The sequence below is a fragment of the Sphingopyxis sp. genome (genome assembly GCF_050725655.1).
Lineage (GTDB): Bacteria > Pseudomonadota > Alphaproteobacteria > Sphingomonadales > Sphingomonadaceae > Sphingopyxis.
Genome location: NZ_JBOHHT010000002.1, coordinates 1 through 26757 on the forward strand (window position 1 = coordinate 1; position 26757 = coordinate 26757).

Consider the following 26757-nt stretch of genomic DNA (forward strand, 5'->3'; position numbering starts at 1 on the left):
TCAGGGTGAGTCGAAAATGGTGGTTTTCCGTGACCCGGAGCGCAGCGTACATCTGGTACGTGAGCACCGGAAGCACGGGAAATTGCCATTTGCAGACCGCCATGGGCTGAATGTCGATTGGTCCTAATAGACGATCGCGGGATTCGGTTCGCGCGGGCTGCCCAGCATCTCGCGGTGCGAGGGCGGCGTCTTGCCGCGGTCGGTGATGCCATAGCGTCCTGCGATCTCGGCGCCGATGACGGTGTGCCCCGACAGCTCTTCGCCCTGCGGATCACCGGCGATCGCGTGGATGATATGCCCGGTGAACTGCGGCATCTCGGCCATCGCCATGAAGCCTTCATATTGCTCCTTGTGCACCTCGGCCGCGCCCAGCGCGCGTTCGGTGATCTGGGGGCCCAGCCAGATCGAGACGGTGCGGACGCCATGCGGCCTGAAATCGACCGCCATGTCGTGCGCGAGCTTGTCGACGCCCGCCTTTTGCGCGCCATAGGCCGCGCCATGCATATAGCAGCTCGCGCCGAAGGAGGAGGTGAAGGCGATCAGCCCCGACTTTTGCTCCACCATCATCGCGGCCGCGTGCCAGCTCGCGACATAGGCGGAGCGCAATCCGACGTTGAGGATTTCCACCGCCGCAAGCTCTTTTTCCCAGAAGGGCGCCTGGGTGATGAGCTGGTGGTGGATATAGGTGGCGTTGTTCACGAGGATGTCGAGCCGCCCCGCATCCTTCCGCACCCTTTCGAAAAGCGCCGCGACCTGCGCATCGTCGGCGTGATCGCAGGCGACCGCGATGCCCTTGCCGCCCGCGGCCGTCACCGCCTCGGCGGTTTCATGGATGGTCCCCGCCAGCGGCGCGCCGTCCCACCCCGTCGCATCGCTGCGATCGCTGCTGCGGCCGGTGACATAGACCGTCATTCCCTTTTCGCCGAGACCGATCGCGATGCCCTTGCCCGCGCCGCGGCTGGCGCCCGTCACGATGGCGATTGCCGGATTTGCCATTTCACTCTCCCGATTGGGCCTCGCCTTCAGGCGGTAACCTCGGCCTTCACCATTTCGAAATCGTCGAAGTCGGGCTGCGCCATCACTTCGGCGAAGCGGCCATAGCTCCACGGCCAGGTCATCGGCACGCCGTCCTTGCCGAGATACCAGCTCGAACAGCCCGAGGCGAAAATCGTCCCCTTGGCGGCCGCGATGCGCGCCTCTTCATAGCGCGTCATCGCGTCGGCGCTCACCGAAATTTCGTCGCATTCGCCCGTCGCTACCTTGTCGAGCAGTTGCTCGACATAGCCCCACTGGCGTTCGGCGACATCGATGAGCGAGAAGTTGCCGACCGGGCCGGTCGGCCCGTTGAGGAAGAGAAAATTCGGGAAATCGGGAAGCGAGATCGCATTATAGGCGGTCGCATGCTTGCGCCACACATCGTCGAGCGCGACGCCGCGGCGTCCGGTCACGACGGCGGGGCGGATGAAGCGGTCGCTGTGGAACCCCGTCGCGAGGATGATGAGGTCGAGTTCGTGCAGCACCCCGTCCCTAGTACGGATACCCTCGGGCTCGATCCGGTCGATCCCGCCCACGACGATGTCGACATCATGCTGCTGGACCACTTGATAATAGTCGGGCGAAAAGATCAGCCGCTTGCACGCCGCGCGATAGTCGGGGCGCAGTTTTTCGCGCAGCACGGGATCGATCACGCCCTGTTCCAGATAGCCGAGCACCATCGCCTCGATGATCTGCATTTCCTCTGAATCGGGCTTGATGATGCCTTCGGTGAAACGCAGCACATTGGCGAGATATTGGGGGTCATAGCGGATCGCATCGATCAGCGCCGGGTCGCGGCGAAAGGCGTCGCGCTGTTCTTCGTCATAAGGCTCGTTGAGTACGGGCATGATCCATTGCGGCGAGCGCTGGAAATGGCTGAGTTTGCCCGCGCGACCACCGAGGGCGGAGACCAGCTGCACGCCGGTCGACCCGTTGCCGACGACGCCGATGCGCCGCCCGTCGAGCGGGGTCGTTTCGTCCCAGCGCGCGCTGTGGGCGATCGTTCCGGCGAAGTCGCCCAGCCCATCAATGTCGGGCATGCGCGGATGATGGAGGACGCCGGTCGCGGTGATGACGATGTCGGCCTCGCACGCCATGCCCGCCTTCGTCGCGATCCGCCAGACGCCGTCGGCATAGACGCAGCTTTCGACCTCCTGCCCGAAATGCGCGATGTCGCGCAGGCTGTAGTCGGCGGTCACGCGTTCGAAATAATCCTGGATCTCGTGTCCGGGGGCGAGATAGCTGCTCCATTCGGCGTTGGGCGCGAAACTATAGGTATAGGCGTGGGCGGGAACGTCGCAGTTGAGCCCCGGATAGCGGTTCTCACGCCAGGTGCCGCCCACCGTCTGGGCTTTTTCGAGAAGCGTGACGTTGCGATAGCCGGCCTCGCGCAGGCGGATCGCCGCCAATATACCCGACATGCCGGCACCGATGACGACATATCGCAGGTCCAGATTGCGCTCCACTATCCACTCCATTTTTCCGATTGCTCTTGCTCCGTCCCTACGTCCGCTGCCGGGCGCTCACATCACTCAAACGGACGAGATCGGGAATGGAGGAACAACAGCCGCCGGTCAGGAGCGGTTGGCGCTATCTTGCGGTGCTTTCGATCGCGCGGCGGTAATGCGGCAGGGCAACCAGAAGCAGCGCCACGATCAGCGGCAGCACGACCGCGCCGGCGATCGCGATCGAATAGCCCAGTGCGGCCTGGTCGCCGAAACCGAAATCGGTGATCGCGGCGATGACGCTGGCGCCGAGCCCCATCCCCACCAGATTGACGCACAGCAACGAGATGGCGGTGACCTGTCCGCGCAGCTGATTGGGCGTCACATCCTGAATCGCCGTCAGCATCACGCCTTGCGACGCCTGCCCGATCAGCGTGCCGATCGCCATCATCGTCAGCGACCAAAAGGCGGTCGGCATCAGCGGCGCGATGACCAGCGGCACGCCCTTCAGCAAGGTCGCGATCAGCACGACGCGCATATTGGCGTCCGCCCGGCCGCCCTGCATCAACCGTCCCGCGAGCCAGCCACCCGACAGTGTGCCGACGGTGCCGCAGGTCAGCATGATCATCCCGTAAGACATCCCCACCTCGGCAGGGCTCATGCCATAGCTGCGGATCAGGAAGGTCGGGAACCACAGCGCGGTTCCGATCGCCAGCAATGCGATCAGGCTGAGCGAACCGATCAGCGAACCGAATAGCGCCCAGCGCTCGGCAATATAGTCGAACCCTTCGCGCAGGCTGCTCTGCACCGACAGGTTCGCCGCCAGTTCCTGCCGCGCCGGCTCGCGGATCGTCATCATCATCGCGGCGACGATCAATCCGGGCGCCGCAACGCACAGGAACACCATCTGCCACGGTTCGAAACTGCCAAGCCACGGCAATGTCACGCCGCCCGTTTTCGTGAATCGCACGAGCAGCCAGCCGCCGATCAACAGCGCGAGGCCGCCGCCGATCGGATAGCCGATCGCATAAAAGCTGATCGCCAGCGCCCGGCGGCGGCGCTCAAAATAGTCGCTGATCAGCGAATAGGCGGTCGGGCTGAGCGTTGCTTCGCCCACCCCGACGCCGACGCGCGCGAGGAAGAGACCGATGAAGCTGCTGGTAAAGCCGCAGGCGGCGGTCATCGCCGACCAGAACAGCACCCCCCAGACGATCAACGTCGCGCGCCTTTTGGTGCGGTCGACGAAGCGGCCGATCGGCAGCGCGGCCATGCTGTAGAGGAGCGAAAAGGCAAAGCCCTGGAGCAGGCTGATCTCGAAATCGCTGAGACCCAGGTCGCGCTGGATCGGTTCGACCATCAACGTCAGCACGCGGGCATCGATCGCGCTGAAGCAATAGCCGACGAACAGGATCGCAACGACCAGCCAGCGATAGACGCCGCCGCGCGCGCTCGCGCCGCGCGCCGGCTCTTCGGACACCGCGGCGCTCACCATGCCGACGGCGGGTCCCGCCGCGCCAATATCTGCTCGGTGCGCGCGGCGATCAACACGTCATTCTCCTCGCTTTCGGGCAGAAGCCAGAAACGCCCCGCCCGGATGCCGTCGAGCGCGAAGGCGGATACCTCCGCGGGCTCGGTCAGCTTGAGCTTGAGCCCGGTCGTCCGTACCAGATCCTCCATCGTGCGATAGGCGACCTTCGTCTGCGCTTCATTCTCGACATAGTCCTTCGGGCGGACCTCACCCGATGCCATGATCGCCGTGTTGACCGTGTGCGGTCCCGGGAAGAGCGTGGCCGCGCGCAGCTTGCCTCCTTCGCGCAGCAATTGCTGGTGCAGCACTTCGGAGATGCTGGTCACCGCCGCCTTGGTGGCGGCATAGATGGGGGTGTTGGGAAGCGAGCGCAGCCCGCCATTGGTCGAGCTGGTATTGACGATCACGCCCTCCTGCCCCGCCTCGATCATCCGGGGTACGAAGGCCGCGATCCCGTGAACGACGCCGAGCACATTGACATCGATGCCCCAGCGCCAGTCGCTGAGCGGAAGTGTCCATATCTTGCGCTGCGCCTCGCCCAGCCCGACGCCGGCGTTGTTGAACAGGATATGCACTGTGTCGAACCGGTCGAAAACCTGATCCGCCAGCGCGCGCACCGACGCTTCCTTGGTCACATCGCACGCGATGGCAAGCACCTGCCCCGACCCCAGCGCATCGATCTCGCCGCGCACGGTTTCGAGCCGCGCCGGATCGATGTCGGCGATCACCACATGCGCGTCGGCGCGCGCGAGGTCGGCGCACAGACATTTTCCGACCCCGCTCGCGCCACCCGTTACGACGGCCACCCGGCCGGTAAAATCGTCCATCAGGCGGCCTTCCGCTCGCCGATCTCGACCCCGACGTTGCGCGGATCATCGTGCCGCCCGACCCAGTGCGGCGCGATCCACTCGCCCGGCACCTTGCGCAGCAGCGTGCCGCCGGTCGCGGTCCCGCCTTCGACATATTGCATGTCGACGAGGCGGCGGACCGGAATATCGGCGAGCGGATCATAGGCCGAATCGCGCAAGGTGATCGTCCCCGTCATCGCCCGCCGGGCGCTGTAATTGCGTTCCCAGTTGAGGCGCGTGAGGAAGACGTCGCCGTCGAACTGGCCCGGCTGGTCGATCGACGGCATGCCCTTGTAGCAAAAGAGATGCTCTTCGAATTTCAGCGGCTGATCGATCGCTTCGCCGATCCTGCCTTCGATTTCGAAATAGACGATGCCGTGACGCGAGCAGGTCGCACGCAGATGATCGCCATTGCGTTCGAAATGCGTTTCGGCGATCTTTTTCGGTTCGCCGAAGCGTTCGCGCCCCGAGGTGACGACGGTTTCGCCCTCCATCGCCATGTGGAAGCAATAGGCGCCCGGCGCGCCTTCGTGGGTGCAATTGACCCCCATGGTCAGCGCGCCGATTTCGACCGTGTCGGTTTCCGTCACATGCATCGCCACATGCGCCATCTGCAGCCAGATTTCGGGCCGCTCGGCCGCCACGAGTGGTTGCGGCAACAATGCGGCGATGATTTCGGGATCGGTCTCATATGTCGCGCGAATCCCGTATACGGTGTTGCGCAACATACCTGGCGCACGGGTTTCGACGGAACCCTGGATATAACGCAGTCTGGACATCGCAATTCTCCCTATGGCGCCCAAGGCGCAGCTAGTTGACGGTGACAGTTTTCCGCGAGCGCGGAGGCCCTATTCGGCGGCTTCGACGAGGCGGTTTCCGTCGGGGCCATCGGCATAAAATTGCTCGAAATAGCGGCGGAAACGCAGGATCGGACCGTCGCCATCGCACAGATAGGGCCGGGCGCGGTGGATCTTGTTATGCCAGATCGGAATATCGCCCTCGACGCCCTTTTGCCCGCACGTATTCTCGATCGCCGCCTCGATCGCCTTTTCCTCGGGCGAACCGGGCGCGACCTTCGGATGCGTGAAGCAGAAGCGCAGCTCGACGTCGTCGGTTTCGACGGGGGTGGCGATGACCAGCAGCGACAGTTCGACGAGCCCGCTCAATCGCGTGAACTTCTGTCCCGCCCCGTTCTGGATCGTTTCGACCGAATAGGGCAGTTGCTTGCGCTCGCCCGACGGCAGGTCGATGGTACGATGCCCGCGCGCGACGCTGCGCCGCCGCACGCCCTCATAATCGGTCTCGCCCTCCGGCACCGCGTCCATCGAATGGACATAGGCGAAATGGGCGACGTCGACGCCATTCTCGGCAATTTCCTGCGGATTGCTGGCAAAGCGCCATTCACGCTTGATCGGCGTGGCCCAATCGGTGTCGGTAAATTCGGGATAGTCGATCACGTCGAACATCGGCTGGGCACCGTCGGGATGATACCAGGCCCAGATGACATCGCTCTTTTCGGTCACCGGATAGGACCGGGCCAGCGCCTCGCGCTTCGCCCGCGGCGGGAAAGCCTTGGCGTAGGGAATGCTGCTGCAAAAACCGTTGGGCCGGAACGCCCAGTGATGGAAGGGACAGCGAATGCTGTCGCCCTCGACCGTCCCGCCATGCCCCATATGCGCGCCAAGATGCGGGCAATAGGCGTCGAGCAGTCCCGCCTCCCCCTGTTCGTTGCGGAACAGGACGAGATCGCGCCCGAAATAGCGGACCGCCCGGACGTCGCCGATCCCGAGATCGGACCCATAGCCAATCCCGAACCAGCCATGGGGAATGGGCATCGGAAAGCGTTCAACCTGTGGCAACGTCAGTCTCCCGGATGGCCGCCCTTGTTGGGCGGTTCTTGATGGCAAGTGTATCGCCTGCCGCGTCGGAGGTAAGACCGAAATCGCGTACAGTTTGTGCGCTCTCGCGAACAATGGGCACACAAGATGCGGTCAGTAGCGCGCCGCCAGCGATGCCGCCATCGACGGGCGGACCTTCACGCGCGAGAATTGGCGGACCAGATAGTCGATGAAAGCACGCGTCGCGACCGACATGATCCCCGGCGAATAGACGACCCAGCATTTCCGGTCGTAAAATGACCATTCGGCATCGAGCGCGAGCATCCCGCCGCTCGCGAGATCCTGACGGACGATGCTGACCGGCAAGCTCGCGATACCGAGGCCCTTTCGCGCCGCGCTGCGCAGCGCGATGCCGCTGTTGCTCATCCAGCGCGGATTGACCTTGACGCTGACCTCGTCGTTGAAACTCATCGTCGCGCTGAGGTCGGTCAGGCAGTCGTGTTCAAGGAGGGCCTGCGGTGTCTCGGGCCAGCCGCGCGCCGCGACATATTCTGGCGCGGCGCACAGGCAATAGGATAGATAGCCAAAGGTCCGGGCACGCAGGCTGGAATTGGGCAGCACGCCGTAACGAATGACGACGTCGAAGCGCTCCTGGACGATTTCATTCTCGTTGAGATAGGCGATCGGCTCGATCACGATGCCGGGATGCTCGGCGCTGAATTCGGCGAGCAGCGCCGACATGAAGTCCGATCCGAAAATATCGCTGAGCCCGACGCGCAAACGTCCGACCGGTTCGGTACTATAGAGGCCGACCTGCTTTTCGACTTCGCTCAAGCGCAGTTGCAGCTGCGCGCATTCGCGCTGAAAGCTCTCGCCCGCGCCGGTGAGCGACAGGCGGCGCGTGGTGCGGACGAGCAACTGGACACCGAGCCGCTCTTCCAGTTCGTGCACGGTCTTGCTGATATAGGATTTGGAAACTCCCAGATGATCGCCCGCGGCAGTAAAACTGCCCTGCTCGACAACCGCCAAAAATTCCTCGATCCCGCGCCAGCTTGACATCAACCCACCTTAGAACCTGCCCTGGCCAGTTGAACGCATAATGATCGCTCTGGGAAACCCGCCGGGCAGGAGCGGTGCGTAATGCGGGCCCGTGGCCCGCGCAAGCACAGCGACGACGGCAGGTTTCCCGGCGGGCGGGTCTATTCGGCCGCCTGCTTGACGAACAATTCGCGGCGCGGGCCGATTTCGCCTGCGATTTTCCACAGCGCATCGGCATCGACGTCATAAACGTCGAGCGCGTTGATGCCGAGCATCGCCTGAATATCGTCATCGGGCAATCCGCCGAGGCTGGCCGACATTTTTTCGAAGGTGTGCGGCCAGGTTCCTTCGGGATGCGGATAGTCGGTGCCCCACAGGATGCGGTCGACCCCGATGTCATAATAAGCCTGCGTCGTTTCCTCATCGGGCAGCGCCGAACAGCCGACCCAGATGTTGCGCGCGAAATACTCGCTCGGCTTCATGCTCATATTGGCATAATAATCGCCGAGTTTTCCGCTCGTATGCTTGGCCGATGCGCGGACATCCATCAGCTGCATCACCCACGGGAACCAGAATTCGCCGCCGGCCTCGGTGAAACAGACTTTCAGCTTCGGATATTCCTCGAAAACGCCGCCGAAGGTCATCGCCCACAGGGGCCGCGTCATCCAGAAAGCGAACTCGCACAGGAAGGTGCCGATCCAGCCGGGCTGGGTCGTGTCATAAGCAGGTGCGGCGCCCGAGTGGAAATGAAGCGGCATGTTCATTTCCTGGAGCATCGCCCAGATGCGGTGATATTTGGTGTGGTTATAGAGGTCGTAGCCGTCGGTCAGCGCGGGGAAAAACACGCCCTTCAGGCCGTGGCGCTTCGCCCATTCGATCTCTTTCGCGGTCTCGTCGATGTCGTAGAGTGCCGGAATCACCGCGAGCCCGATGCGGCGGTGCGGATCGTCCTGGCAGAATTCGGCGAGCCAGCGATTATGCGCCCGCGCACCGGCCCATTGCAGTTCCGCGCGCGAAGCCGAAGGGCGGAGGCCAATGTCAGCGCCAAAGGGCGGCGCGTTGCGTTCGGTGATCCCGTCGGGAAACAGGACTTCGGCGGCGACGCCGTCCCCGTCGAGCACGCGGTTGCGGATCGTACCGTCCCACGCGCCCTCGAGCCCGTCGCCGACGCGCGAGCGCCACTTGTTGTTGAAATCGTCGATCAGGAAGCGCTTTTCATGTTCCTCGCGCGCCTTGATCTCCAGCTGGACCGTCTCGTCGAACTGCGGATGATATTTCGATTCCAGATAGCCCCGATATTTTTCGGGGGGCAGGCCGACATGGCCGTCCGACGAAATGACAAGATAACGATCCACACTCTCTCTCCAGTTTCTATCCAGCGCACGGTCATCATTTGCCGGGCGCGCCATGGTTCGACACTATGCGCTTCGCCCGCCGGATAAAGCGGGTCGGCGCGAACGATCTATCGCTCGTCATGGACAATATGCCGGACAAGCGCGGGCAGCAGATGGCTGAGCAGCAAGGCGGCACCGATCGCCGCGGCGATCGCGAACGGCGCCGGGCGCCACCATTGATAGGCGGCGGACGCAATGACGGGCGGCAGCGTTATCGATGCCCCGGCGATGAAGGTGATCGCCGAAGCGATCGCCACCTGATCCCCGGTCGATCCGGCAAGCGAAGCCGCTGCGCTGAATCCCGGGCGCGCGAGGCCGTAGCCGAAGCTCGCAAGAATGAAGCCCGCGACAGCGGTGCGCACATCTCCGTCGAATACGGCCAAACTATTGCCGGCAAAAGCAAAGCCGGTGCCGATCCGCATCATCGCGAGCGGCGAGGGCGAGAACAGCCGGACGAACCCCCATTGGCCGAGCAGCGCGGCCACTGCGGCCGCGGTCATGGCGATGCCGATCATCCGCTGCGCCGCCATCGGATCGCCGGCCATCCGGTCGATGATCACGAAACCGATCGTATAGAGGTTGATCGCCTGCGCCGAGCAAAGCAGCAGCCCGAAGCTCAGGTGATGCCCAACCTCCTTGCGGCGCCACACCTGCGCGAGCGACATGTTCGGCGCGCCGCCGAGAACTGACTCAGCGCCACGCCGGTCGCGCGGAAGGCACACAAAGGCTCCGGCAAGCGCGAAACTGCCGAGCAGCGCAAAGCCCAGCATCGGTCCGAGCGGTCCGAACGGATCGACGATCAGCGCAGGCGCGATCGCCGGTCCGACGATGGTGCCAAGGCTGAGCGAACCGGCCAGCGTCGTAATCGCCCGCGTCCGTGCGGCGCCGGTGGTCTGGGCCGCGATCAGCGCCTGCGTCGCGGTGGCGGCCGCCGAACCAAGCAGGCCATAGGTCGACCGCAATATCGAAAAGAGCAGGAAAGCGGCGAAAGGTGTGAGCAGCCCCAGCAGGCCCAGCTCGACCGACAGCGCGCAGCCGCCCATCGACACGATAAAGCCGACAAGACCCGCCCGGATATAGGGATTCGGCCCTTTGCGTTCGATCCGCGACACCCAGAAGGGGGCGCTGATCGCCCAGGTCAGCGCCGAGAGCGAAAAGATGCCTGCGACCAGAAAATCCGGGATGTGCAACAGCCGGCCGATCGTCGCATGACCGACACCAGCCCGATATTGCCGATCGCGGTGAGGAAGGTCACCGCCCCGAGAAAGGGCAGGACCCACCGCGACCCGGTGCGCGGCGGGTCCAATACCAAAGACATGCCGACGTCGCCGCGGTCAGAAGCGGATACGAACTTCGCCGCCGAAACTGCGTGGATCGCCAAATTGGCCGAGCGTGAGCACTCCAAGGTTGATCGCGCTGACCAGATATTCCTTGTCGGTCAGATTCTTGCCCCAAGCCGCGACCTCAAGCGTCGTGCCGCGGCCGAGTTCGATCTCGGTGAGCGCGATGCGCCCGTCGAGCAGGCCATAGGACGGCATCTTGGCCAGCGGGTCGGGCGTGATCGACGAGAATTGGCTGCTGCGCCAGCTGTAGTTCAGGCTCGCTTCCAGCCGTCCGACACCGGCATCGTGGCGGTACAGCGCGCCAACCCGATAATTCCATTTGGGCACGCGCGAGAGCACATAGGTGTCGGTGACGTCGGTGCCGTCGGGAAGGATGAAATCGGTGTAACGGGCATCGACGTAACCGCCGCCGAAATTGAACGTCAGCCCTTCCACGGGGCGCAGCGCCCCTTCGACCTCGAAGCCGGTGAACTTCGCCTTGCCCGCGTTGATGATGTTCGTCGTCACCAGCGACGGAACGAACACACCCGCCTGGAAATCCTTGTAGATCGAATGATAGACGGCGGCGCTCAGGTTGAGCGTGTTGCCGAAGCCCCCATATTTCACCCCGAGCTCGAACGATGTCAGCTTTTCGGGATTATAGGGGGTCATGAAGGCGGCATTGGTCGCGGCGGTATCGTTGATGCCGCCGCTTTTGAAACCCGTCGCCACACGCCCGTAGATCGAAAAATCGCGCTGGAATTTGTAGAGGACGTTGAATTCGGGATTGAACCGTTTCCAGACCCCGGAATTTTCGAGCGGGCTAAGGTCGGTATAGCCGATCCCTCCCGCACCCGGCCGTGCACCCGCCGCCGGGCCGCCGCTGCGGGTGACCGGGTTGCCGTTCGCGTCGCGCAGGAACACGCCCGAACCGGGCGCGGCCGGATTGGTCCGATAGGCCGAATTGGACAGCAGCAGCTCATAAGCATGCTTCGATTCCCGCGTGTAGCGAAGCCCGACCGACGCCGTCAGCTTCTCGTCGAGCGCGCGCGGCGTCCACGCAAGCTGGCCATAGCCGGCATAGGATTTCGAACGGCCGCCGCGCTCGCTGATGTCGAAGGCGTTGCCGCCGAACTGGAAGTTCCAGCGCGGGTTATACACGTCATACTCGTCATCGAGGTAAAAGGCGCCGAGCGTGTATTTGAAGTCGCCGACGGTCCCGATCGCCTGAAATTCCTGCGTGAACTGCTTGTAATTATTGTCGAGGATGATGCGCAGCAGGTCGAGCGGGCTGCCGTCGAAATCGCTCGCCGACCGGGTTATGGCGGTCCGCCGCGCGGTGATCGACTTAAGCGTGAGGTCACCGATACCGGGTTCCCATTCGAGCGTGAGCGCGTGTCCGTTGGTGCGGTAGTCGCTGCGGAGCGCGCTTTGCGCCCCGATCTCTCGCGTCCGTCCGGTGACGACATAAGGCGCCATCAGCGCGTTGACGAACGCGGTCGCGCCCGATCCGGTGACCGCGGTGGCGGCAAGCTGGTTCGGCGTGCCTTTGCTGTCCGAAATATCATAGCTGTAGAGCGCGCTGAAGCTGCCCGACGGGCGCCACAGAAGGTCGGCGCGCGCCGCCCACAATTCCTCTTCGCCGAAATTATCCTTGCGCACCGAATTGCGGTAGTAGCCGCCGTCGAGCTTGGTGATGAGGCCGACCTTGGCGCTGAAACCCGCCACCTCGGGCAGATCGATCGAGATCCGCTGGTTGAACTGGCCCCAGCTCCCGGCGCCGGCCAGATACTGGCCGCCGAATTCGCCGCTCGGCTTGCGGGTAATCAGATTGACCGCGCCGCCGATTGTGTTCTTGCCATAAAGCGTGCCCTGCGGCCCGCGCAGCACCTCGACGCGTTCGAGATCGACGGTGTCGAAGGCGGCGCCGGTCGATTTCCCGATCGGCACACCATCGATATAGAGCCCCACGGGCTGGTCGCGGGCAAGGCTGGTGTCGGCCGAAGGCGACAGGCCGCGGATGGTGATCAGCGGGCCGAAGCTGTTGCCGATCGTTTCGTTGATCTGAATGTTCGGCACGATCGTCGCGATGTCCGACACGCTGCGAACCTGCGCCCGGTCGATCGCGGCGCTGCTCACGGCGGAGACGGAGATCGGCACATCGACCAGCCGCTCCTCGCGGCGCTGCGCCGTGACGACGATCTCGCCTTCGCCGGTTGCCGCCACCTCGCCCTTACTCTCCGGCGCCTGTGCGAATGCCAACGAAGAACTCAGCGCCGTCGTGACCGTAACCGCCGCCAAAGCAGCTCTCAGAATTTTCATATTTGCTCCCTCGTCCCTCGACGGCTGGGTTCAACCGTCGATCTTCGGGCTTCTCGATGCTCGGCCCGATAGTTGTTTGTGAGGATAACCAACGAACTACAGCGGTAAAGCGCGCCATGGTGACCACACTGTTCACCTCCATGGCGAATGCGATCATGCGCGCCCGAGCACGCAAGCCACTTTCACAAAGGATTTCAGGAAACTTGGCGGCTTGTTTGAATATCACGGTCTCGAACGACCCGGCACAGGATTTGCACGATGATCATCGAGGAAGCTGCGCGATCAACGCGACGAATATCTCCGACGACTCTATCACGGGTCCGATCGATCTCGCGGAAGACCTGGATTTTGGGGACGATCAAGGGGGCCGCCGTGATGCAACTATGTTACGTCGACTGGCCGAAAATCACGCAAAATCGGTGGAAACTGTTGAAAATCCCTGGCGCAATCTGCGGCCCAGTACCGAGACGGCGCCTAGCTTGAAAATTGGCGCGCCCGACATGAATATGATGGGCACTCAAATCATTGGGAAATTACCGTGACGCGTGAAGTCTGACGTCAGCTTCGTGCCTGATTTTTGACGTTCCGCGCCCTTACAATCGTTCTAAAAGCTGTCTTGCGACCTGTGCCGCGGAGAGGTTCTAAAAGCGATCCCATAGTTGCGATAGATACCACGTGTTGCACTGCGGCATCACTCTCGGCCTATTCGACCAGCGGGCCGTCTATTTTTGTGGCGACCTGACCACACTACGGTATGTCCCGCGACGTTCCGCACGACGCCGCCGCATATGGAAAAGTGCGCGGTCGCCCTTGCGCGCAAATCAGATCGGGGCCGTACTGGCCGCTAGCGGACCGGCGGCTTTTGAACTCGAATTTCAGGAAGCAGACGTGGTGGGCTGAGTAGCAATTCATATCCTCCGCCAATTTCATAACCTGTTGTCATGGATGCATCTGATCTTTGCGGTCGCCATCAATCGGCTTCCTTCCTAATCGCTGGAACGACCAATTTCCCGGAGACAGCGCCCATGACCTTCCGCAAGCCTCGCCAGATCGTCCTCGCGCTTTGCCTTGGCCTCGCTGCGCCGGGCATTGCTTCTGCACACGAACCGGAATCGCCGGATCCACGCGGCGAGACGCTCTATCACGTCTCGATCGGTGCGCCGGGCGACGTCCCGCTTGTCGCCGTAAACGGCGGGCCCGGCTTCGATCACAGCTATCTCGTCAATGCGCCGGCCTGGAAGGAAATGTCCGCCCGTCGTCAAATCATCTTTTACGACCAGCGTGGCACTGGCAAATCGCCGGCGGCGAGAGGACCCGAAGACATGACCGTCGACGGGATGGTCCGCGATTTGGAAGCGCTTCGGCGGCATCTGAAGGTCGAGCGCATCGATCTGCTCGGGCACAGCTGGGGCGGCATTCTCTCTATGGCTTATGCGGTCCGCTATCCCCAGCATGTCAGGCATCTCGTGCTCGTAGGATCGGGCGCGCCGAAGCCTGCCGAACATGAATTTCTTTTCGACAAGCTATATCCGGAAATTGTGGCGGCCATTCCCCCCGACACGACGCCGGCAGGACAAATGGGATGCATCGCGATCGATGCCTATGACCGAATGTCCTATTACGACCAGCGCAATCTGGCAGCGGGCGGCGGCGACACCGGCACCTTCTCGCAGGAAGTCTGCACCGAGGTAATGCTCGATGCGATGAAGCTCGATCTTTACCCCGCCCTCGCCAAGCTCAACGTTCCGACACTTGTCATCAACGGACGCTTCGATGCGAATGTTTCGCCGACGGTCGCGTACAAGATCAGTCAGACCATCCCGGGCGCACGGCTGGTCTATTTCGAGCGGAGCGGACATTCGCCCCAGGTCGAGGAGCCCGAGAAATTCGCGCTCGAAGTCGAACGCTTCCTTGCGGGCAGCGTCAGGAAATAACCGGGGCAGCTGGCGGTTCGGGATTCGCCAGCACCTCGATCACCGCCTCAATCACCGATTCACAGGCGTCGGGGTGGTGGACGACGTAGAAGGCGTGCCCCGAGGTCATCGACCGGTTCGCCAAACGCACGAGTTGGCCCGTTTCGAGATAGGGATCGACGATACCGCGCCAGCCGAGCACGACGCCGCGCCCGGCCAGCGCTTCCTGCAGCATCGGCGTATAAGCGCTGAACATCGGGCCGTCCTGCGATGGCGCGATACCGAGATCGCCGAACCAGTCGAGCCAGTCGACGCGGCCCTGCGCATCGGGCGCAAAATGCAGCAACGGTGCCTGTCGCCATGCCTGCGGGCTATCTTCGGCAAGGCCCGGAAACTGCGCCAGCATCGCCGGGGCGCAAACGGGGAAAACTTCTTCCTCGAGAAGTTTGCGGTGTCTGAGGCCCGGCCAGTCGGACGGTTCGCCATAGCGGATAGACAAATCCACCTCGTCGGCATCGAAGCTCTGATAGGTGTCGGATGTGATCAGGCGGAGCTGCGCCTTGGGCAGCACCGCTCGCAGCATGCCGAACCGCGGCATCAGCCAATCGTGCGCCATCGCATAGGTGCAGGCGATGGTGAAGCTGTCGGCTTCGCCGCGCCGGCGACGGATCGCCTCGACGCTGTCGCGAATGCGGCCAAGCCCGGACAGGATCGCGTCGGCCAGCGTTTCTCCCGCGCCGGTGAGCGCGAGCCGGTTGCCGCTTCGCATGAAGAGCGTGACCCCAAGATCGGCTTCGAGGTTCGATACGTGGCGGCTGACCGCCGACTGTGCGATATTGAGCTCGGCGGCCGCGCGTGTGAAGCTGCGGTGCCGCGCCGCCGCTTCGAATACCGCGAGCGCGTTGAGCGGTGGCAGGGACTGGCGCAGGCTCCTCATCACCCTTGCATATCAAAAAGGCATCGAGTGTCCACATTTCTCTTGTTACGGGACGGCCCCGCTGCGCCTAGGCTGTCCACTTTCAGGCAAAACCGATGGGGGACAAGTTGACGATAATCGTGTTTGAAAATGCCCGCGTGTTGAACGAAACGGCGGACGGTTATCGCGAGGATTGCCATGTGGTGGTCGAAAACGGCCGGATCGCGGCGGTCGATGCGGGTCCGGCGCGCGTCGCCAATGCCGATATCGTCGACGTGCGCGGCGGTGCCCTGCTCCCCGGCCTGATCGATGTTCATATCCATGCCAGGCTTTCGAGCGCCAACGCGGCCCAGCTTCTCGATCATCCATCCACCTATTCTTCGGCCCATGCCGCCCGGATGCTGCGGCACGCGCTCGATTGCGGATTTACCAGCCTGCGCGATGTCGGCGGGGGCGATCATGGCCTTGCGCAGGCGATCGAAGATGGCCTGATCCCGGGGCCGCGCTTCTTCTACGCCGGCCGCACCCTTTCAATGACCGGAGGTCATGGCGACATGCGCCCCAGCCATGAGGATGTCGAACCGTGCGGGTGCAGCCGGATGAACATGATCGCGCATGTGGTCGACGGCGCCGACGAAGTGCGCCGCGCCGCGCGCGAGGAATTGCGCATGGGCGCGCACTGTATCAAGATCATGTTGTCGGGCGGTGTGCTTTCGCCCACCGATCCCATCTGGATGCAGCAGTTCACCGATGATGAAGTGCAGGCCGCAGTTGAGGAGGCGGCGCGGTGGCGCCGCTATGTCGCAGCGCATGCCCACACGGCCGAGGCAGTGATGCGCGCCGCGCAACTGGGCGTGCGGACGGTCGAGCATGCGACGCTGATTTCAGCGGAAGCCGCCGACGCGCTGCGCGATGCCGGCGGCTTTGCCGTACCGACTCTGTCGGTCGTGATGGCGCTGACCGAGCGCGGCGAGGCGCTCGGCCTGCCCGCGGCGGCGGCGGCGAAGGCGAAGGCGATTGCCCACCTCGCGATGCAGGGATTCGAGACCGCGTGGCGCGCGGGCGTACCGCTGGGTTTCGGCACCGATTTGCCCGGCGATGTGTTCGACATGCAGGCGCGCGAATTCCTCTATCGCCGCGAGATCCAGCCCGCCGCCGCGATCTTGCGATCGGCAACGGTCACCGGCGCCGACATATTGGAGCGGCCTGACCTCGGCCGCATCGTTCCGGGTGCCACCGCCGACTTGCTCGTCGTCGACGGCGACCCGCTCGAAGATATTGCACTGCTCGCCGAAGACGGCCGGCGGCTGCGCGCGATTATGAAGGCGGGACAGTTCCACAAGCGCGAGCCCGGGTCGGCATGACGGCATATATCGCGCCCGCCGCTTCGCCGACGTCCTTCGTTTCGACGCCGCCCGCCTCGACATGGGCGGCGATCTATCTGGGCGTCGCGGCGGCAACGCTGCCAGCGGTCCTGCCTGTAATGGTCGGCGTGTTCGCGGATCGCTTTGGCTATGGCGTGGCGGGGGCGGGCACGATCGCCGCGCTGAATATGGGCGGAATCCTCATCGGCAGCCTGCTATGCCCTCTGATCACCGCGCGGTTCGGCTGGGCTGTGGTCATTCGCGCCGCTCTTGCGGTGATGATCGCCGGCAATTTGTTGACCATGCTCGACGGCCATTATGGCTATGTCGCGGCGACACGGGTCTTCTCGGGGCTTGGCGAAGGCGTGGTCGGCGGAATCTGTTACGCGGCGATGGGTCGGTCGGCGCGCCCCGAGCGCAGCATCAGCGTCTATTTCGCGGGCCAGTCGGTTGTCGGGATGGTCGGCATGGGCAGTTTCGGCTGGATCGCAGTCAGCCTGGGATGGCCATGGCTTTTCCTGATCCTGTCCGCGATCGCCCTTCCCGGCTTCTGGCTTGCCCCCGTCATCGGCAGAGCGCAGCCGGCGCCTGCGGGGCCGCGCCACGGCCGCCTGTCCGCCAACCCGCTCGTCATCGGCGCGCTGGCCTGCATCCTCCTTTATTTCATCGGCATGGCCTCACTGTGGCCGTTTCTCGAACGCATCGGCGTCGGCAAGGGGCTCTCGCCCGGTACCGTGGCCTTCGCACTTTCCGCTTCGGCCTTCGGCGGCCTCGCGGGTTCGCTTGTCGCGAGCGTGGTGGCCGATCGCCTATCGCGGGCCACCGGCCTGTTGTCCGGGCTCAGCCTCCTTGTCGCCGGGGTCGGGGGTCTCGCGTTTCTGCCCGGCACGGCACCCTTCATCCTTTCGGTCAGCCTGTTCGCCTTTGCATGGCCCTTTCAATATGCCTTTCAATTCGGCCTGTTGGCATCGGTCGACCGCGACGGGCGACTGATCGCGCTGACACCCGCAATGACAGGCGGCGGCCTCGCGATCGGGCCGGCGATCGGCGGGCTGCTGCTCCAGAATCTGTCACTTGGCGCCGTCAGCGCCTTTTGCCTCCTGTGCGTGGCCGCCGCCGTTGCCGGGACGATCAGCCTGCGCCCCCGTTCAGCGGATTGATGCCTTCGGCTTCATCACATTTCGAGATGATAACCCCGAAATACTCTGCTGGCGTGCGATGCCGTGCATGCGATTATCTCATGGAGCGGATTTCTTCCGGCCGTCTTTGTCAGGAGCCTTCATGTCCATCGTCAACGCCAATCTATACCCCCTGTTCGATCCCGATCGTCGGGCCGCGATCGTCGGCAGAGCCGCCAGCCAGCTCGGGGAAGATGGCGCCGCCGCCTTTCCCGATTTCATTTCCCCCGATGCGCTGGTTGAAATGGTGGCCGAGGCCGCCGCAAAATTCCCGCTCGCCTATCGCCGGGATCAGCGGCTCGGCTTCAACCCGCAGGGCCCGATCGCGGCCATCGCCGACGAGGAACTGCGCAGCCGCACGTCGCCTTATTCGATGTGGATATTGGGCTCCGACCTTCTCGATTCCGGGGGGGCGCTGCGCCGCTTCTATGAATCGGAGGAGCTGATGTCGCTCGTCCGCGACGCGCTGGACATCGACAGCCTTCATACGATCGCCGATCCGCTCATCAACATCAACCTCACCTATATGGGCGTGGGCGATCAGCAGGGTTGGCATTTCGACGACAATGACTTCGTCGTCTCGCTGCTGTTGCAGGAGGCAGAGACCGGCGGCGCGTTCGAATATGCGCCAGGCGTCGACGATGCGCCGCCCGAGGATATCCACGCCATTCTCGACGGCGCGTCGCCCCGAACCCGCCTCCAGAAGGTCGGGGCCGGCACCCTGCTCCTCTTCCGCGGACGCCGGGCGCTGCACCGCGTGACCGAGGTCGCCGGGAACACGCAGCGGATCATCGCGCTGCTCAGCTACCACCGCGAACCCGGCTTCATTTACGCGGACACGGTCAAGCAAAACGGGCTCGGCCGCACCGAAGTGCTTGCGGCGCCGTAAGGGGTGCCGCGCGGCGGATCGACGCCGAAACAAGAAAATAACTCGAGAGGGATTGATATGTTGAAGCGGACCATGATGATTTCCTTGCTGTCGGGCTGCGCCTTTGCCCCGTCGGCATATGCGCAGAGCGAAGCCGGCACCGGCGAAGGGTCGGGCGGCGACATTGTCGTGACCGCCCAGCGGCGCGAAAGCCGGCTTCAGGACGTGCCGCAGGCGGTGACCGCCTTTGGCAGCGAGGCGCTCGAGCGCCTGGCAATCCGCGACACCGAAAGCCTGGTCCGCAATACGCCCAGCCTGACCTTCACGCCCGTCGGTCCGGGCGAGTCCAACATCGGGCTTCGCGGTCTCAGCACCGATCTCGGCCTCGCGCCGGCGGTCGCGGTCTATATCAACGATACGCCGTTCGATTTCCGGACCGATGTCTACAGCGGCACGCCGAGCATCGATCTGTTCGACATGCAGCGCCTAGAGGTGCTGCGCGGCCCGCAAGGCACGCTGTTTGGATCGAGTTCGACCGGCGGGACCATTCGCTTCATCACCAACCAGCCCGATCCTTCGGCTTTCGACGCACACGGCGAGACCTTCGTCAACAGCGTCAAGGGCGGCGGCGAAGGATTCGGCGCGAAGGCGGCCATCAACCTGCCGCTCTCTGCAAACGCGGCGCTGCGCTTGACCGGTACTTATGAGAAGATCGCCGGCTATATCGATCGCTACGACGGCACGCTCGCGGGTTTTTCCGCGCCGCAATCCGCAGACACGCTGGCCGAGAAGAACGCCAACGGCGCCGAAGTCTTCGGCATCCGCGCCGCGGTGCGGCTGGAGGCCGGCGACGATCTCACGCTCACGCCAAGCCTGTTCTTTCAGCGGATCAACGGCGACAATCCGATTGCGACGCAGACCAACCTGCCGGGTTTCGGCCGTGCGAGTGCGATCGGCTCGGAACCATCGCGCACCGACCTGTTCGTCGCCAACCTGACCGTCGAGAAAAAGCTCGGCGATATCGATCTGGTTTCGTCGAGTTCCTTTCTTCGCAAAAAGGCGGACTCACTCCACGACTATAGCCTGTTCAGCCACAATATTTTCGGCGAGTTCGCCCCGTTCGGCAGCCGGACGCCGGGCAAGGCGGACACCTATGCGCAGGAATTGCGGCTGACCTCGTCGAACAGCGGGCCGTTCAACTGGATCGCTGGCCTCTATTTCAGCCACACCAACCAGACGCTGGGAGAGGATTTCGAGGGGCAGGCGTTTTCCGATCTGCTCAACGACCTGTTCGGTCCGGCCGACGGGCCGGTCGGACCGAACAGCTATAACTATATCCAGAAGACGTCCGAGCAGCAGATCGCCGGCTTCGCCGAAATCAATTTCAAGGCCACCGACCAGCTCGAACTGATCGCCGGGTTGCGGGTTTATCAACTAAAGAACACGCTCGAGGCGAGCTGCCGGGAAGCCATTCCCGGCGTTCTATGCGGAGAGGATTCGCCGCGCGGCACCGCGAAGACGACGAGCGCCAGCCCGCGTTTCACGGTGAAATACCAGCCCATCGAAAACGCCACCCTCTATGCTACCGTCTCGCGCGGCTTCCGGGCCGGCGGCGCAAACGCAGCGATTTCTCCGGCACTCGGATGCGTGCTTGCCGAATCGGCGGGTCAGGTCTTCAATCCCGATTCGGTCTGGAACTACGAGGTCGGGGCCAAGGTCGAAACATCCGATCGGGTGCTGACCGTAAACGGTGCCGCCTATCGGATCGAACAAAAGGGCATCCAGCTTTCGATCCCTGACCCCTGCGGCATCCAGTTCTTCGCCAATGCCGGCGACGCCCGCATCGACGGCGCTGAACTGGAAATGAGCCTGCGTCCGTCGCGCCATGTGACGATCAGCGGGCAAATGAGCTACACCGACGCGACCTTTTCCAGCGTCCCGGCCGATTTCGGCGCATCGGCAGGCTATGCCAAGGGCGACCCGATCCCTGAAACCCCGCGCTGGAAATTCTCGCTTTCGTCCGAACTGCGCCATCCGGTGAGCGATGCGTGGGAAGTTTATGCACGCGGAGCCTGGCAGCATGTCGGAAAGACACCTTTCGGTATCGATGGCGCACTAAACTCGGGGCGTTTCCGTCCGGCTTACGACATTGCGAATTTCGACATCGGCGCCGAGAGCGGCACAATTGACGTCAGCCTGTTCGTCCGAAACGCCTTCAACAAGCGCGGCATCCTGGGTATCGGTTCGGGAGCGGTCAGCACGATTTCGGGCGTGTTTGAAAATGTGACCTATGCGACGCCGCGAACCATCGGCCTGACGGTCCGCATCAAGGGCTGATCGGCTTATTTTCGGGAGACGGAATGTGGCCGCCAACAATTACTTTCCGCGCGAGGAATATGAGGCGCGCTGGAAGCGGGTGTGGGACGCCATGCGCGCCAAGGGTTACGAGACTCTTCTCGTCTGGTCGCGCGGAGCGGGCTCCTACGACCGGCTCGGCAGCGGTCTCTGGCTCACCAATTTCGCCAACAACGGCACGGGCCAAGATTGGGCGGACGACGTCCAGATGGGTGCCTGGACCTTTTCGGCGGTGCTGTTCCGCGAGGGCCGTGCGCCCGAACTGCACAGCGCGCAGCCTCCGGAAGAGACCGAATATACCAAGGTGGTGTGCGGCGAGCTGATCGTCCACGAGCCGAGCCTGATCACCGGGCTTCCCGAATATTTCCGCAAGCATGGCATCGAAGGGCGTGTCGCGGTGGTCGGCGACGACGTGCTCCCCGGGCTGTACGACCGGCGCCTGCGCAGCCTGACCCCGCAGATCGAATGGGTGACCGATGAATGGTTCCTGCTCGAACCCCAGCGCGTGAAGTCGAAGCGCGAACAGGAGGCGTTTCGGACCGCCGGCGACATCACCACCCATGCATTGACCGCGGGCATGGACGCACTGCTCGCCGGTGAGACGTCGGCGGAGGCCGCGGCGCGGACGGCGATGGAAATCATGCGGCGTGGTGGCTGTTTCTCGCGCATCGACATGCATCATGGCGCGCATGCTGGACGATATCTCCTCGGCGACATGCTGTACGGGTACGACACCAGCGCCCCCAGAAAAGGCGATATGGTGCGCGGATGGATCCAGGGGCCGATCTTCCAGGGCTATTGGCTCGACCCCGGCCGCACCGCCGTTTGCGGCGGGCGTCCGACCAAGGAGCAACGGCACATATTGGAGGGCGCCACCGAGGTGTGCAAGGCGATCATCAAAGCGATCCGCCCCGGCGTCACGCCGAGACAGCTCGGCGTGATCGGCGAGAAAGTGGCCTTGCGCTATTCGGGGGACGGCATCGACCTGAATTTGGGAATTTTCGGCCATCAGATGGGCACCTTCTATGGGCCGCACATCATCCCGGCCGGCGATCCCGGCGCGCTTGAGGATGAAGAGAAAAAGCAGGGCGCAGCGGCAAACGAAATCATGGTCAGGGAATATGAAAAGATCGATGAACCCTATGAACCCGGGATGCTGATCGCCGTCGAAGCCTTTATGAAACAGGATGGCGTGGGTATGAGCGGTCTTGAGGATCATGTTCTGGTCACCAAGGACGGCTGCGAACAGATAACGAATACGCCCTTCTACATTTGAGCGTGGCGTCGACCGGAAAACGCCGATCCTTCTTTCGGGAACCGAGGAATGCAGACGAACCGACGACAATTTATATCGCGATCCGCGATCGGCGGGATTGGCCTTGTTGCCGCGCCCCTGCTGCCATTGGGGTCCGCGCGTGCGCGCGAGCCACTTATGGAGCCGACCGGACGGCCAATTGTCGCTTCGATGTCGCGCTATTATCGCCTTTCACCGGCCGATGGGGCGAGGCACGACGGCCATACCTGGATCCAGGTCGATCTGGGCTTCACCAGACCGATCGACGCGGTCCGGTTGCGCCCGACCGAGGCCGGCGTGACGTCTGGGCGCCGGTCGCCGGTCCGTTTCTACATCGACTGCTCGGACGATCCAGCCTTCGAACAAAGGACGCCGCTCGTCATTTGGTATGCGGAGCATGATGGCGACCCGGAGAATTTTCTCGCCCGCTTCCCCCAGGAAGCCGTAAATGCCCGTTATGTCCGGCTGGCCGCGAGCACTGAAACTCCCATGGCGAGCGCGATGTTGCCGCCCGGGCTTGCCTCGATAGAAATCCTATCTGGCGGTACGACGATGTCAGCAACAGTGCGAAGTTGGAAAGCGAACCGCCGCCGTGGGATGACTGCGGCCTGTTCAGCTTAGCGGCGGCGCCTCCCGGGACTCATGAAGAAGGCCGCAGCGAGAATAAACGCGCGGCTGCGAATGGCCGATTGTTGTCGGTCAGCTTTTAGCAAATCAAGTAGAGAGAGAGCGGACGTTCTCAAGACGAAACGCCCGCCCTCTCTATAACGTGAACCACGAATCTAGAACCGCGCGCGGAAGCCCGCGGTGCCCTTCAGATTATAACTCGCACCGAAGTCGGCGATCGCCGTATCGCCCGACACCTCGGAATAGAGGGTGAAGCGGTCGTCGCCCCAGCTGAAGCTGCCACCAAGCCCCAGTTCGCCTGACATTCGGCGATCGCGGTTGATGATCGGCGTTCCCGATACATTGGCAACCGCGCCATCGAGCCACTCGTAGCTGAGGTTGATCACGCTATAGAGGCGGGTGCGGCGGGTATCTGGAAGCCGTTGAAGGCGCGTTCGGCGGCGATGTGGACTATGCGCAGCTTGTGAAGCTCCATGGCCCCACGATCACCGCACCGGGCCGGTACAGCCGCGCCGAATGCACTGGCATCAAGAAAATCCGCCGCGAAGGCAATCCCGACATTGCACACGTTTCGACCAGCTACGTTGAGCGCCAGAACCTCACCATGCGTATGTCGATGCGCCGCTTCACCCGCCTGACCAACGCCTTCTCAAAGAAGATCGACAACCATATCCACGCGCTGGCGCTCTATTTCGTGTTCTACAACTTCACCCGCATCCACAAGACGCTGCGCATGTCACCCGCGATGGCCGCTGGCGTTACCGACCGCCTATGGTCGCTGGACGATGTTATCGCGAAGATCGACGAGCTAGCACCGGCACCCGGGAAACGTGGTCCCTACAAAAAACGGGGCGAGGCAAATTCAAACTGAGACACTACCGAACAGCTCGTGCATGTGAAGACCGATATCGTCATGCTCGAACGACAACTCGCCAATTCCGAGCGTCGAATCACGCCAGAGCTGATCGAACGTTTTGCCGAACTGATGCGCGAGAGGCTCCGCTCCGATGACCCAGCGCTGCGCCAATATTACACGCGGGCCATCGTCGGACGAGTCGAGGTGGGTGACCAGCAGATACGGATATCTGGGTCGACGAGGGCACTGGAGGCATGCGGTCGGTCGGACATCCGACCATACCGCAGCACCAGTGCCCAACATCGAACGGGAATGGCGCGCCCGGCAGGATTCGAACCTGCGACCACCCGCTTAGAAGGCGGGTGCTCTATCCAGCTGAGCTACGGGCGCGCATAGGCGGATTGCGTCGCGCCGCGAATAGCGTGGTTTGCCTATGCTGCAAAGCGGGTTAAGCAGCGGGCGCATGTCCGAATCCTCTTCCCCGACGAACCGGCCGGTCCAGGTCAGCGCGGCAAGCGTACGCCACTTCCGCTATTACGACCTGTTGATGGCCGCCTTTGTCGCCATATTGCTGTTGTCGAACATCATCGGCGCCTCGAAACCCAGCTATGTCACCTTGCCGGACGGCACCCAATGGGCGTTCGGCGCCGGCGTCCTGTTTTTCCCGATCAGCTATATCATCGGCGACGTGCTGACCGAGGTTTACGGCTATGCCCGGGCCCGGCGCGTCATCTGGACGGGGTTCGCCGCGCTTGCCTTCATGGCGTTCATGGCCTGGATTGTCGTCGCGCTGCCGCCTGCCGAGGGCTGGCCGGGTCAAGCATCCTATGAATTCGTCTTCGGCAACAGCTGGCGCATCGTCATCGCGTCGATGGTGGCGTTCTGCGTCGGCGAATTTGCCAATTCTTATGTGCTTGCGCGGATGAAGATCCGGACCCGCGGAAAGCAGCTGTGGGCGCGTACCATAGGCTCGACGGTGGTCGGCCAGGGGCTCGACAGCCTGATTTTCTACCCGCTCGCCTTTTACGGCCTGGCCGGCTGGCCACCCGAGCAGCTTTATGAAGTTGTCCTGTCACAATGGCTGATCAAAACGGCCTGGGAAGCGGCGCTGACCCCGGCAACCTATCTGGTGGTCGGGGCGTTGAAGCGGCGCGAAGGTGTCGATGTGTTCGACGAAGGCACCGATTTCAATCCGTTCGGCGCCAAGGTTTGATTGCATGACTTTAATCGAGATCGCCTCACTGTTCGAGGCGCGCAAAGTGTCGGTCATCGATGCGACGGGCCTCGATAAGGATGCGTTGCACATTTATTTCGGGCTGGCCGTGTTTCTTGCGGTACGACTTGTCTGGCGCTGGCGCGGCGGATGGGTGGTCGCGTGGCTTGTGGTCCTCGCAATGGCGTGCGGCGGCGAGTGGCTCGACGTGACGGCCGAACTCGGCCGCTCGGCGATCCAGCCCGATGCGGCGCATTGGCACGATATCTGGAATACGATGTTCTGGCCGACGGTCTTGCTGCTGTTCGGGCGGTGGCTGCAGCCCGGTGTCACAGCGCCCGTCGCCGTGGATGGCAACGAAACACGGGCGTCCCCAATCAGGGAAACACCTGTGCGGTCGGTCGAGGAAGCGCGTGTGCGCTCAGGCGAGAACGCCGAGCGCCGCCTCGAACAGGCGTAGCCCGTCGGTGCCGCCGTGCGCGCGATCGATCGCGCGTTCGGGGTGCGGCATCATGCCGAGCACATTGCCCGCATCGTTGAGCACGCCCGCGATGTCGCGCGCCGAGCCGTTGACGTCATCGGCATAGCGGAATGCGACGCGCCCCTCGCCCTCGATGCGGTCGAGCGTGTCGGCGTCGGCGAAATAATTGCCGTCGTGGTGCGCGACGGGGATGTTGATCGTCTCGCCAGCGGCATAGGCCGCGGTGAACAGCGACTGGCTGTTCTCGACCTTGAGCGGCACGGTACGACAGACGAAGTTGAGCGCGGCGTTGCGCATCAGTGCGCCCGGCAGCAGCAGCGCCTCGGTCAGCACCTGAAATCCGTTGCAGACGCCGAGCACCGGAACGCCGCGCGCTGCGGCGTCGGATACGCTGCGCAGGATCGGCGACCGCGCGGCCATCGCGCCCGAACGCAGATAGTCGCCATAGGAAAAGCCGCCGGGGAGCGCGATGAAGTCGATGCCATCGGGCAGTTCGGTCTCGCGATGCCACACCATCGCGGGAGCGCTGCCGGTGACCTGTCCCAGCGCGACCGCCATGTCGCGGTCGCAGTTGGAGCCCGGAAAGACGATGACGGCGGTCTTCATGGCTTGGGCTCCCTTTACGGACGTTCGATGCGGTAGTTTTCGATCACCGTGTTGGCGAGCAGCCTGGCGCACATCGCGTCGAGGTCGGCGTCGCTCGTGCCGTCGGCGACATCGAGTTCGATGAAGCGGCCGGCGCGGACGTCCGCAACGCCGCCGAAACCGAGGCCCTCGAGCGCATGATGGATCGCCTTGCCTTGCGGATCGAGCACCCCCGGCTTGAGCGTCACATAGACATTCACTTTCATGGGGGCGGACCTTTGCTTGGAAGGGCGGAAATGATGCGCGCGCCTATGCCCGCGAACGTCGCGGGGGGCAA

The 26757-nt window shown here is 63.3% G+C and carries 24 protein-coding genes, 1 tRNA gene and 1 pseudogene; 11 read left to right on the forward strand and 15 right to left on the reverse strand.

Going from position 1 to position 26757, the window contains the following annotated elements; genetic code table 11:
• Positions 1 to 123 precede the first annotated feature (123 nt).
• The 10 genes from ACREBX_RS00100 to ACREBX_RS00145 form a co-directional block, all read right to left on the reverse strand.
• A complete protein-coding gene (locus tag ACREBX_RS00100) occupies positions 124 to 996 on the reverse strand; it encodes an SDR family NAD(P)-dependent oxidoreductase (RefSeq protein WP_431559722.1) in 873 nt (290 codons plus the stop codon).
• A gap of 26 nt (positions 997 to 1022) precedes the next feature.
• The gene (locus tag ACREBX_RS00105; protein WP_431559723.1) at positions 1023 to 2501 is read right to left on the reverse strand and encodes a flavin-containing monooxygenase; all 1479 of its coding nucleotides are present in this window, start codon (positions 2499 to 2501) and stop codon (positions 1023 to 1025) included.
• Between the two features lie 124 nt (positions 2502 to 2625).
• The gene (locus tag ACREBX_RS00110; RefSeq protein ID WP_431559724.1) at positions 2626 to 3972 is read right to left on the reverse strand and encodes an MFS transporter; all 1347 of its coding nucleotides are present in this window, start codon (positions 3970 to 3972) and stop codon (positions 2626 to 2628) included.
• Entirely contained in the window at positions 3966 to 4835 is an 870-nt protein-coding gene (locus ACREBX_RS00115) for an SDR family NAD(P)-dependent oxidoreductase (protein WP_431559725.1), read from the reverse strand. The genes ACREBX_RS00110 and ACREBX_RS00115 overlap by 7 nt, the downstream gene beginning before the upstream one ends.
• The gene (locus tag ACREBX_RS00120) at positions 4835 to 5635 is read right to left on the reverse strand and encodes an acetoacetate decarboxylase family protein (protein ID WP_431559726.1); all 801 of its coding nucleotides are present in this window, start codon (positions 5633 to 5635) and stop codon (positions 4835 to 4837) included. Before ACREBX_RS00120 ends, ACREBX_RS00115 begins: the two co-directional genes overlap by 1 nt.
• A 69-nt stretch (positions 5636 to 5704) precedes the next feature.
• Positions 5705 to 6691: a Rieske 2Fe-2S domain-containing protein gene (locus ACREBX_RS00125; protein WP_431559727.1), complete on the reverse strand. Its 987-nt coding sequence runs from the start codon at positions 6689 to 6691 to the stop codon at positions 5705 to 5707.
• Between the two features lie 156 nt (positions 6692 to 6847).
• Positions 6848 to 7753: a LysR family transcriptional regulator gene (locus tag ACREBX_RS00130; RefSeq protein ID WP_431559728.1), complete on the reverse strand. Its 906-nt coding sequence runs from the start codon at positions 7751 to 7753 to the stop codon at positions 6848 to 6850.
• Between the two features lie 140 nt (positions 7754 to 7893).
• Positions 7894 to 9087, reverse strand: coding sequence for an amidohydrolase family protein (locus ACREBX_RS00135; RefSeq protein ID WP_431559729.1), 1194 nt, complete (start codon positions 9085 to 9087; stop codon positions 7894 to 7896).
• 107 nt (positions 9088 to 9194) lie between these two features.
• Positions 9195 to 10316, reverse strand: a complete 1122-nt coding sequence (locus ACREBX_RS00140; RefSeq protein WP_431559730.1) for an MFS transporter — start codon at positions 10314 to 10316, stop codon at positions 9195 to 9197.
• A gap of 144 nt (positions 10317 to 10460) precedes the next feature.
• Entirely contained in the window at positions 10461 to 12770 is a 2310-nt protein-coding gene (locus ACREBX_RS00145) for a TonB-dependent receptor (RefSeq protein ID WP_431559731.1), read from the reverse strand.
• Between the two features lie 116 nt (positions 12771 to 12886).
• Here ACREBX_RS00145 and ACREBX_RS00150 point away from each other — a divergent pair, with 116 nt between their 5' ends.
• Together ACREBX_RS00150 and ACREBX_RS00155 are read left to right on the forward strand one after the other, a co-directional pair.
• Positions 12887 to 13312 carry a hypothetical protein gene (locus ACREBX_RS00150; RefSeq protein WP_431559732.1) on the forward strand — a complete coding sequence of 142 codons (426 nt, stop codon included), beginning with the start codon at positions 12887 to 12889 and terminating at the stop codon, positions 13310 to 13312.
• Positions 13313 to 13795: 483 nt separating this feature from the next.
• Positions 13796 to 14704 (forward strand): alpha/beta fold hydrolase, encoded by a 909-nt coding sequence (locus ACREBX_RS00155; protein WP_431559733.1) that lies wholly within the window; start codon positions 13796 to 13798, stop codon positions 14702 to 14704.
• On the opposite strand, the gene ACREBX_RS00160 is transcribed toward ACREBX_RS00155, so the two are convergent.
• Complete coding sequence (locus ACREBX_RS00160; protein WP_431559734.1) at positions 14694 to 15620, reverse strand: LysR substrate-binding domain-containing protein; 927 nt, start codon at positions 15618 to 15620, stop codon at positions 14694 to 14696. The genes ACREBX_RS00155 and ACREBX_RS00160 overlap by 11 nt on opposite strands.
• Before the next feature lie 107 nt (positions 15621 to 15727).
• Between ACREBX_RS00160 and ACREBX_RS00165 the strand changes: the two genes are divergently transcribed.
• From ACREBX_RS00165 to ACREBX_RS00190, 6 genes are all read left to right on the forward strand, one after another.
• Complete coding sequence (locus ACREBX_RS00165; RefSeq protein ID WP_431559735.1) at positions 15728 to 16963, forward strand: amidohydrolase family protein; 1236 nt, start codon at positions 15728 to 15730, stop codon at positions 16961 to 16963.
• Entirely contained in the window at positions 16960 to 18123 is a 1164-nt protein-coding gene (locus tag ACREBX_RS00170; RefSeq protein WP_431559736.1) for an MFS transporter, read from the forward strand. Before ACREBX_RS00165 ends, ACREBX_RS00170 begins: the two co-directional genes overlap by 4 nt.
• Before the next feature lie 121 nt (positions 18124 to 18244).
• Positions 18245 to 19030, forward strand: a complete 786-nt coding sequence (locus tag ACREBX_RS00175; RefSeq protein WP_431559737.1) for a HalD/BesD family halogenase — start codon at positions 18245 to 18247, stop codon at positions 19028 to 19030.
• A 57-nt stretch (positions 19031 to 19087) separates the two neighbouring features.
• Positions 19088 to 21346: a TonB-dependent receptor gene (locus ACREBX_RS00180; protein ID WP_431559738.1), complete on the forward strand. Its 2259-nt coding sequence runs from the start codon at positions 19088 to 19090 to the stop codon at positions 21344 to 21346.
• A 25-nt stretch (positions 21347 to 21371) separates the two neighbouring features.
• Entirely contained in the window at positions 21372 to 22640 is a 1269-nt protein-coding gene (locus tag ACREBX_RS00185; RefSeq protein WP_431559739.1) for a M24 family metallopeptidase, read from the forward strand.
• Between the two features lie 48 nt (positions 22641 to 22688).
• Positions 22689 to 23279: a hypothetical protein gene (locus tag ACREBX_RS00190; RefSeq protein WP_431559740.1), complete on the forward strand. Its 591-nt coding sequence runs from the start codon at positions 22689 to 22691 to the stop codon at positions 23277 to 23279.
• A 161-nt stretch (positions 23280 to 23440) separates the two neighbouring features.
• Here ACREBX_RS00190 and ACREBX_RS00195 read toward each other — a convergent pair whose 3' ends face one another.
• Positions 23441 to 23671 carry a hypothetical protein gene (locus ACREBX_RS00195; RefSeq protein WP_431559741.1) on the reverse strand — a complete coding sequence of 77 codons (231 nt, stop codon included), beginning with the start codon at positions 23669 to 23671 and terminating at the stop codon, positions 23441 to 23443.
• Positions 23672 to 23682: 11 nt separating this feature from the next.
• Here ACREBX_RS00195 and ACREBX_RS00200 point away from each other — a divergent pair.
• Positions 23683 to 24156 (forward strand): annotated as a pseudogene (locus ACREBX_RS00200) (IS1 family transposase); the annotation flags it as partial.
• A 298-nt stretch (positions 24157 to 24454) separates the two neighbouring features.
• Here ACREBX_RS00200 and ACREBX_RS00205 read toward each other — a convergent pair.
• Positions 24455 to 24531 (reverse strand) — tRNA-Arg (locus ACREBX_RS00205).
• Between the two features lie 73 nt (positions 24532 to 24604).
• Here ACREBX_RS00205 and ACREBX_RS00210 point away from each other — a divergent pair.
• Together ACREBX_RS00210 and ACREBX_RS00215 are read left to right on the forward strand one after the other, a co-directional pair.
• The gene (locus ACREBX_RS00210) at positions 24605 to 25354 is read left to right on the forward strand and encodes a queuosine precursor transporter (RefSeq protein ID WP_431559742.1); all 750 of its coding nucleotides are present in this window, start codon (positions 24605 to 24607) and stop codon (positions 25352 to 25354) included.
• A gap of 4 nt (positions 25355 to 25358) precedes the next feature.
• Positions 25359 to 25814, forward strand: a complete 456-nt coding sequence (locus ACREBX_RS00215; RefSeq protein ID WP_431559743.1) for a hypothetical protein — start codon at positions 25359 to 25361, stop codon at positions 25812 to 25814.
• On the opposite strand, the gene purQ is transcribed toward ACREBX_RS00215, so the two are convergent.
• Positions 25776 to 26441 (reverse strand): phosphoribosylformylglycinamidine synthase subunit PurQ, encoded by a 666-nt coding sequence (purQ, locus tag ACREBX_RS00220; RefSeq protein WP_431559744.1) that lies wholly within the window; start codon positions 26439 to 26441, stop codon positions 25776 to 25778. The genes ACREBX_RS00215 and purQ overlap by 39 nt on opposite strands.
• Before the next feature lie 14 nt (positions 26442 to 26455).
• Entirely contained in the window at positions 26456 to 26686 is a 231-nt protein-coding gene (gene purS / locus ACREBX_RS00225; protein ID WP_431559745.1) for a phosphoribosylformylglycinamidine synthase subunit PurS, read from the reverse strand.
• Between the last annotated feature and the right edge of the window lie 71 nt (positions 26687 to 26757).

What these genes read in the sequence shown, in the direction of transcription:
- ACREBX_RS00180 (WP_431559738.1), top strand. Translation starts at nt 19,088, where the DNA reads ATGTTGAAGCGGACCATGATGATTTCCTTGCTGTCGGGCTGCGCCTTT.
- ACREBX_RS00190 (WP_431559740.1), top strand. Translation starts at nt 22,689, where the DNA reads ATGCAGACGAACCGACGACAATTTATATCGCGATCCGCGATCGGCGGG.
- ACREBX_RS00170 (WP_431559736.1), top strand. Translation starts at nt 16,960, where the DNA reads ATGACGGCATATATCGCGCCCGCCGCTTCGCCGACGTCCTTCGTTTCG.
- ACREBX_RS00100 (WP_431559722.1), bottom strand. Translation starts at nt 996, where the DNA reads ATGGCAAATCCGGCAATCGCCATCGTGACGGGCGCCAGCCGCGGCGCG.
- ACREBX_RS00155 (WP_431559733.1), top strand. Translation starts at nt 13,796, where the DNA reads ATGACCTTCCGCAAGCCTCGCCAGATCGTCCTCGCGCTTTGCCTTGGC.
- ACREBX_RS00160 (WP_431559734.1), bottom strand. Translation starts at nt 15,620, where the DNA reads ATGAGGAGCCTGCGCCAGTCCCTGCCACCGCTCAACGCGCTCGCGGTA.
- ACREBX_RS00130 (WP_431559728.1), bottom strand. Translation starts at nt 7,753, where the DNA reads ATGTCAAGCTGGCGCGGGATCGAGGAATTTTTGGCGGTTGTCGAGCAG.
- purQ (WP_431559744.1), bottom strand. Translation starts at nt 26,441, where the DNA reads ATGAAGACCGCCGTCATCGTCTTTCCGGGCTCCAACTGCGACCGCGAC.
- ACREBX_RS00110 (WP_431559724.1), bottom strand. Translation starts at nt 3,972, where the DNA reads ATGGTGAGCGCCGCGGTGTCCGAAGAGCCGGCGCGCGGCGCGAGCGCG.
- ACREBX_RS00175 (WP_431559737.1), top strand. Translation starts at nt 18,245, where the DNA reads ATGTCCATCGTCAACGCCAATCTATACCCCCTGTTCGATCCCGATCGT.
- ACREBX_RS00120 (WP_431559726.1), bottom strand. Translation starts at nt 5,635, where the DNA reads ATGTCCAGACTGCGTTATATCCAGGGTTCCGTCGAAACCCGTGCGCCA.
- ACREBX_RS00115 (WP_431559725.1), bottom strand. Translation starts at nt 4,835, where the DNA reads ATGGACGATTTTACCGGCCGGGTGGCCGTCGTAACGGGTGGCGCGAGC.
- ACREBX_RS00215 (WP_431559743.1), top strand. Translation starts at nt 25,359, where the DNA reads ATGACTTTAATCGAGATCGCCTCACTGTTCGAGGCGCGCAAAGTGTCG.
- purS (WP_431559745.1), bottom strand. Translation starts at nt 26,686, where the DNA reads ATGAAAGTGAATGTCTATGTGACGCTCAAGCCGGGGGTGCTCGATCCG.
- ACREBX_RS00150 (WP_431559732.1), top strand. Translation starts at nt 12,887, where the DNA reads ATGGTGACCACACTGTTCACCTCCATGGCGAATGCGATCATGCGCGCC.
- ACREBX_RS00145 (WP_431559731.1), bottom strand. Translation starts at nt 12,770, where the DNA reads ATGAAAATTCTGAGAGCTGCTTTGGCGGCGGTTACGGTCACGACGGCG.
- ACREBX_RS00210 (WP_431559742.1), top strand. Translation starts at nt 24,605, where the DNA reads ATGTCCGAATCCTCTTCCCCGACGAACCGGCCGGTCCAGGTCAGCGCG.
- ACREBX_RS00125 (WP_431559727.1), bottom strand. Translation starts at nt 6,691, where the DNA reads ATGCCCATTCCCCATGGCTGGTTCGGGATTGGCTATGGGTCCGATCTC.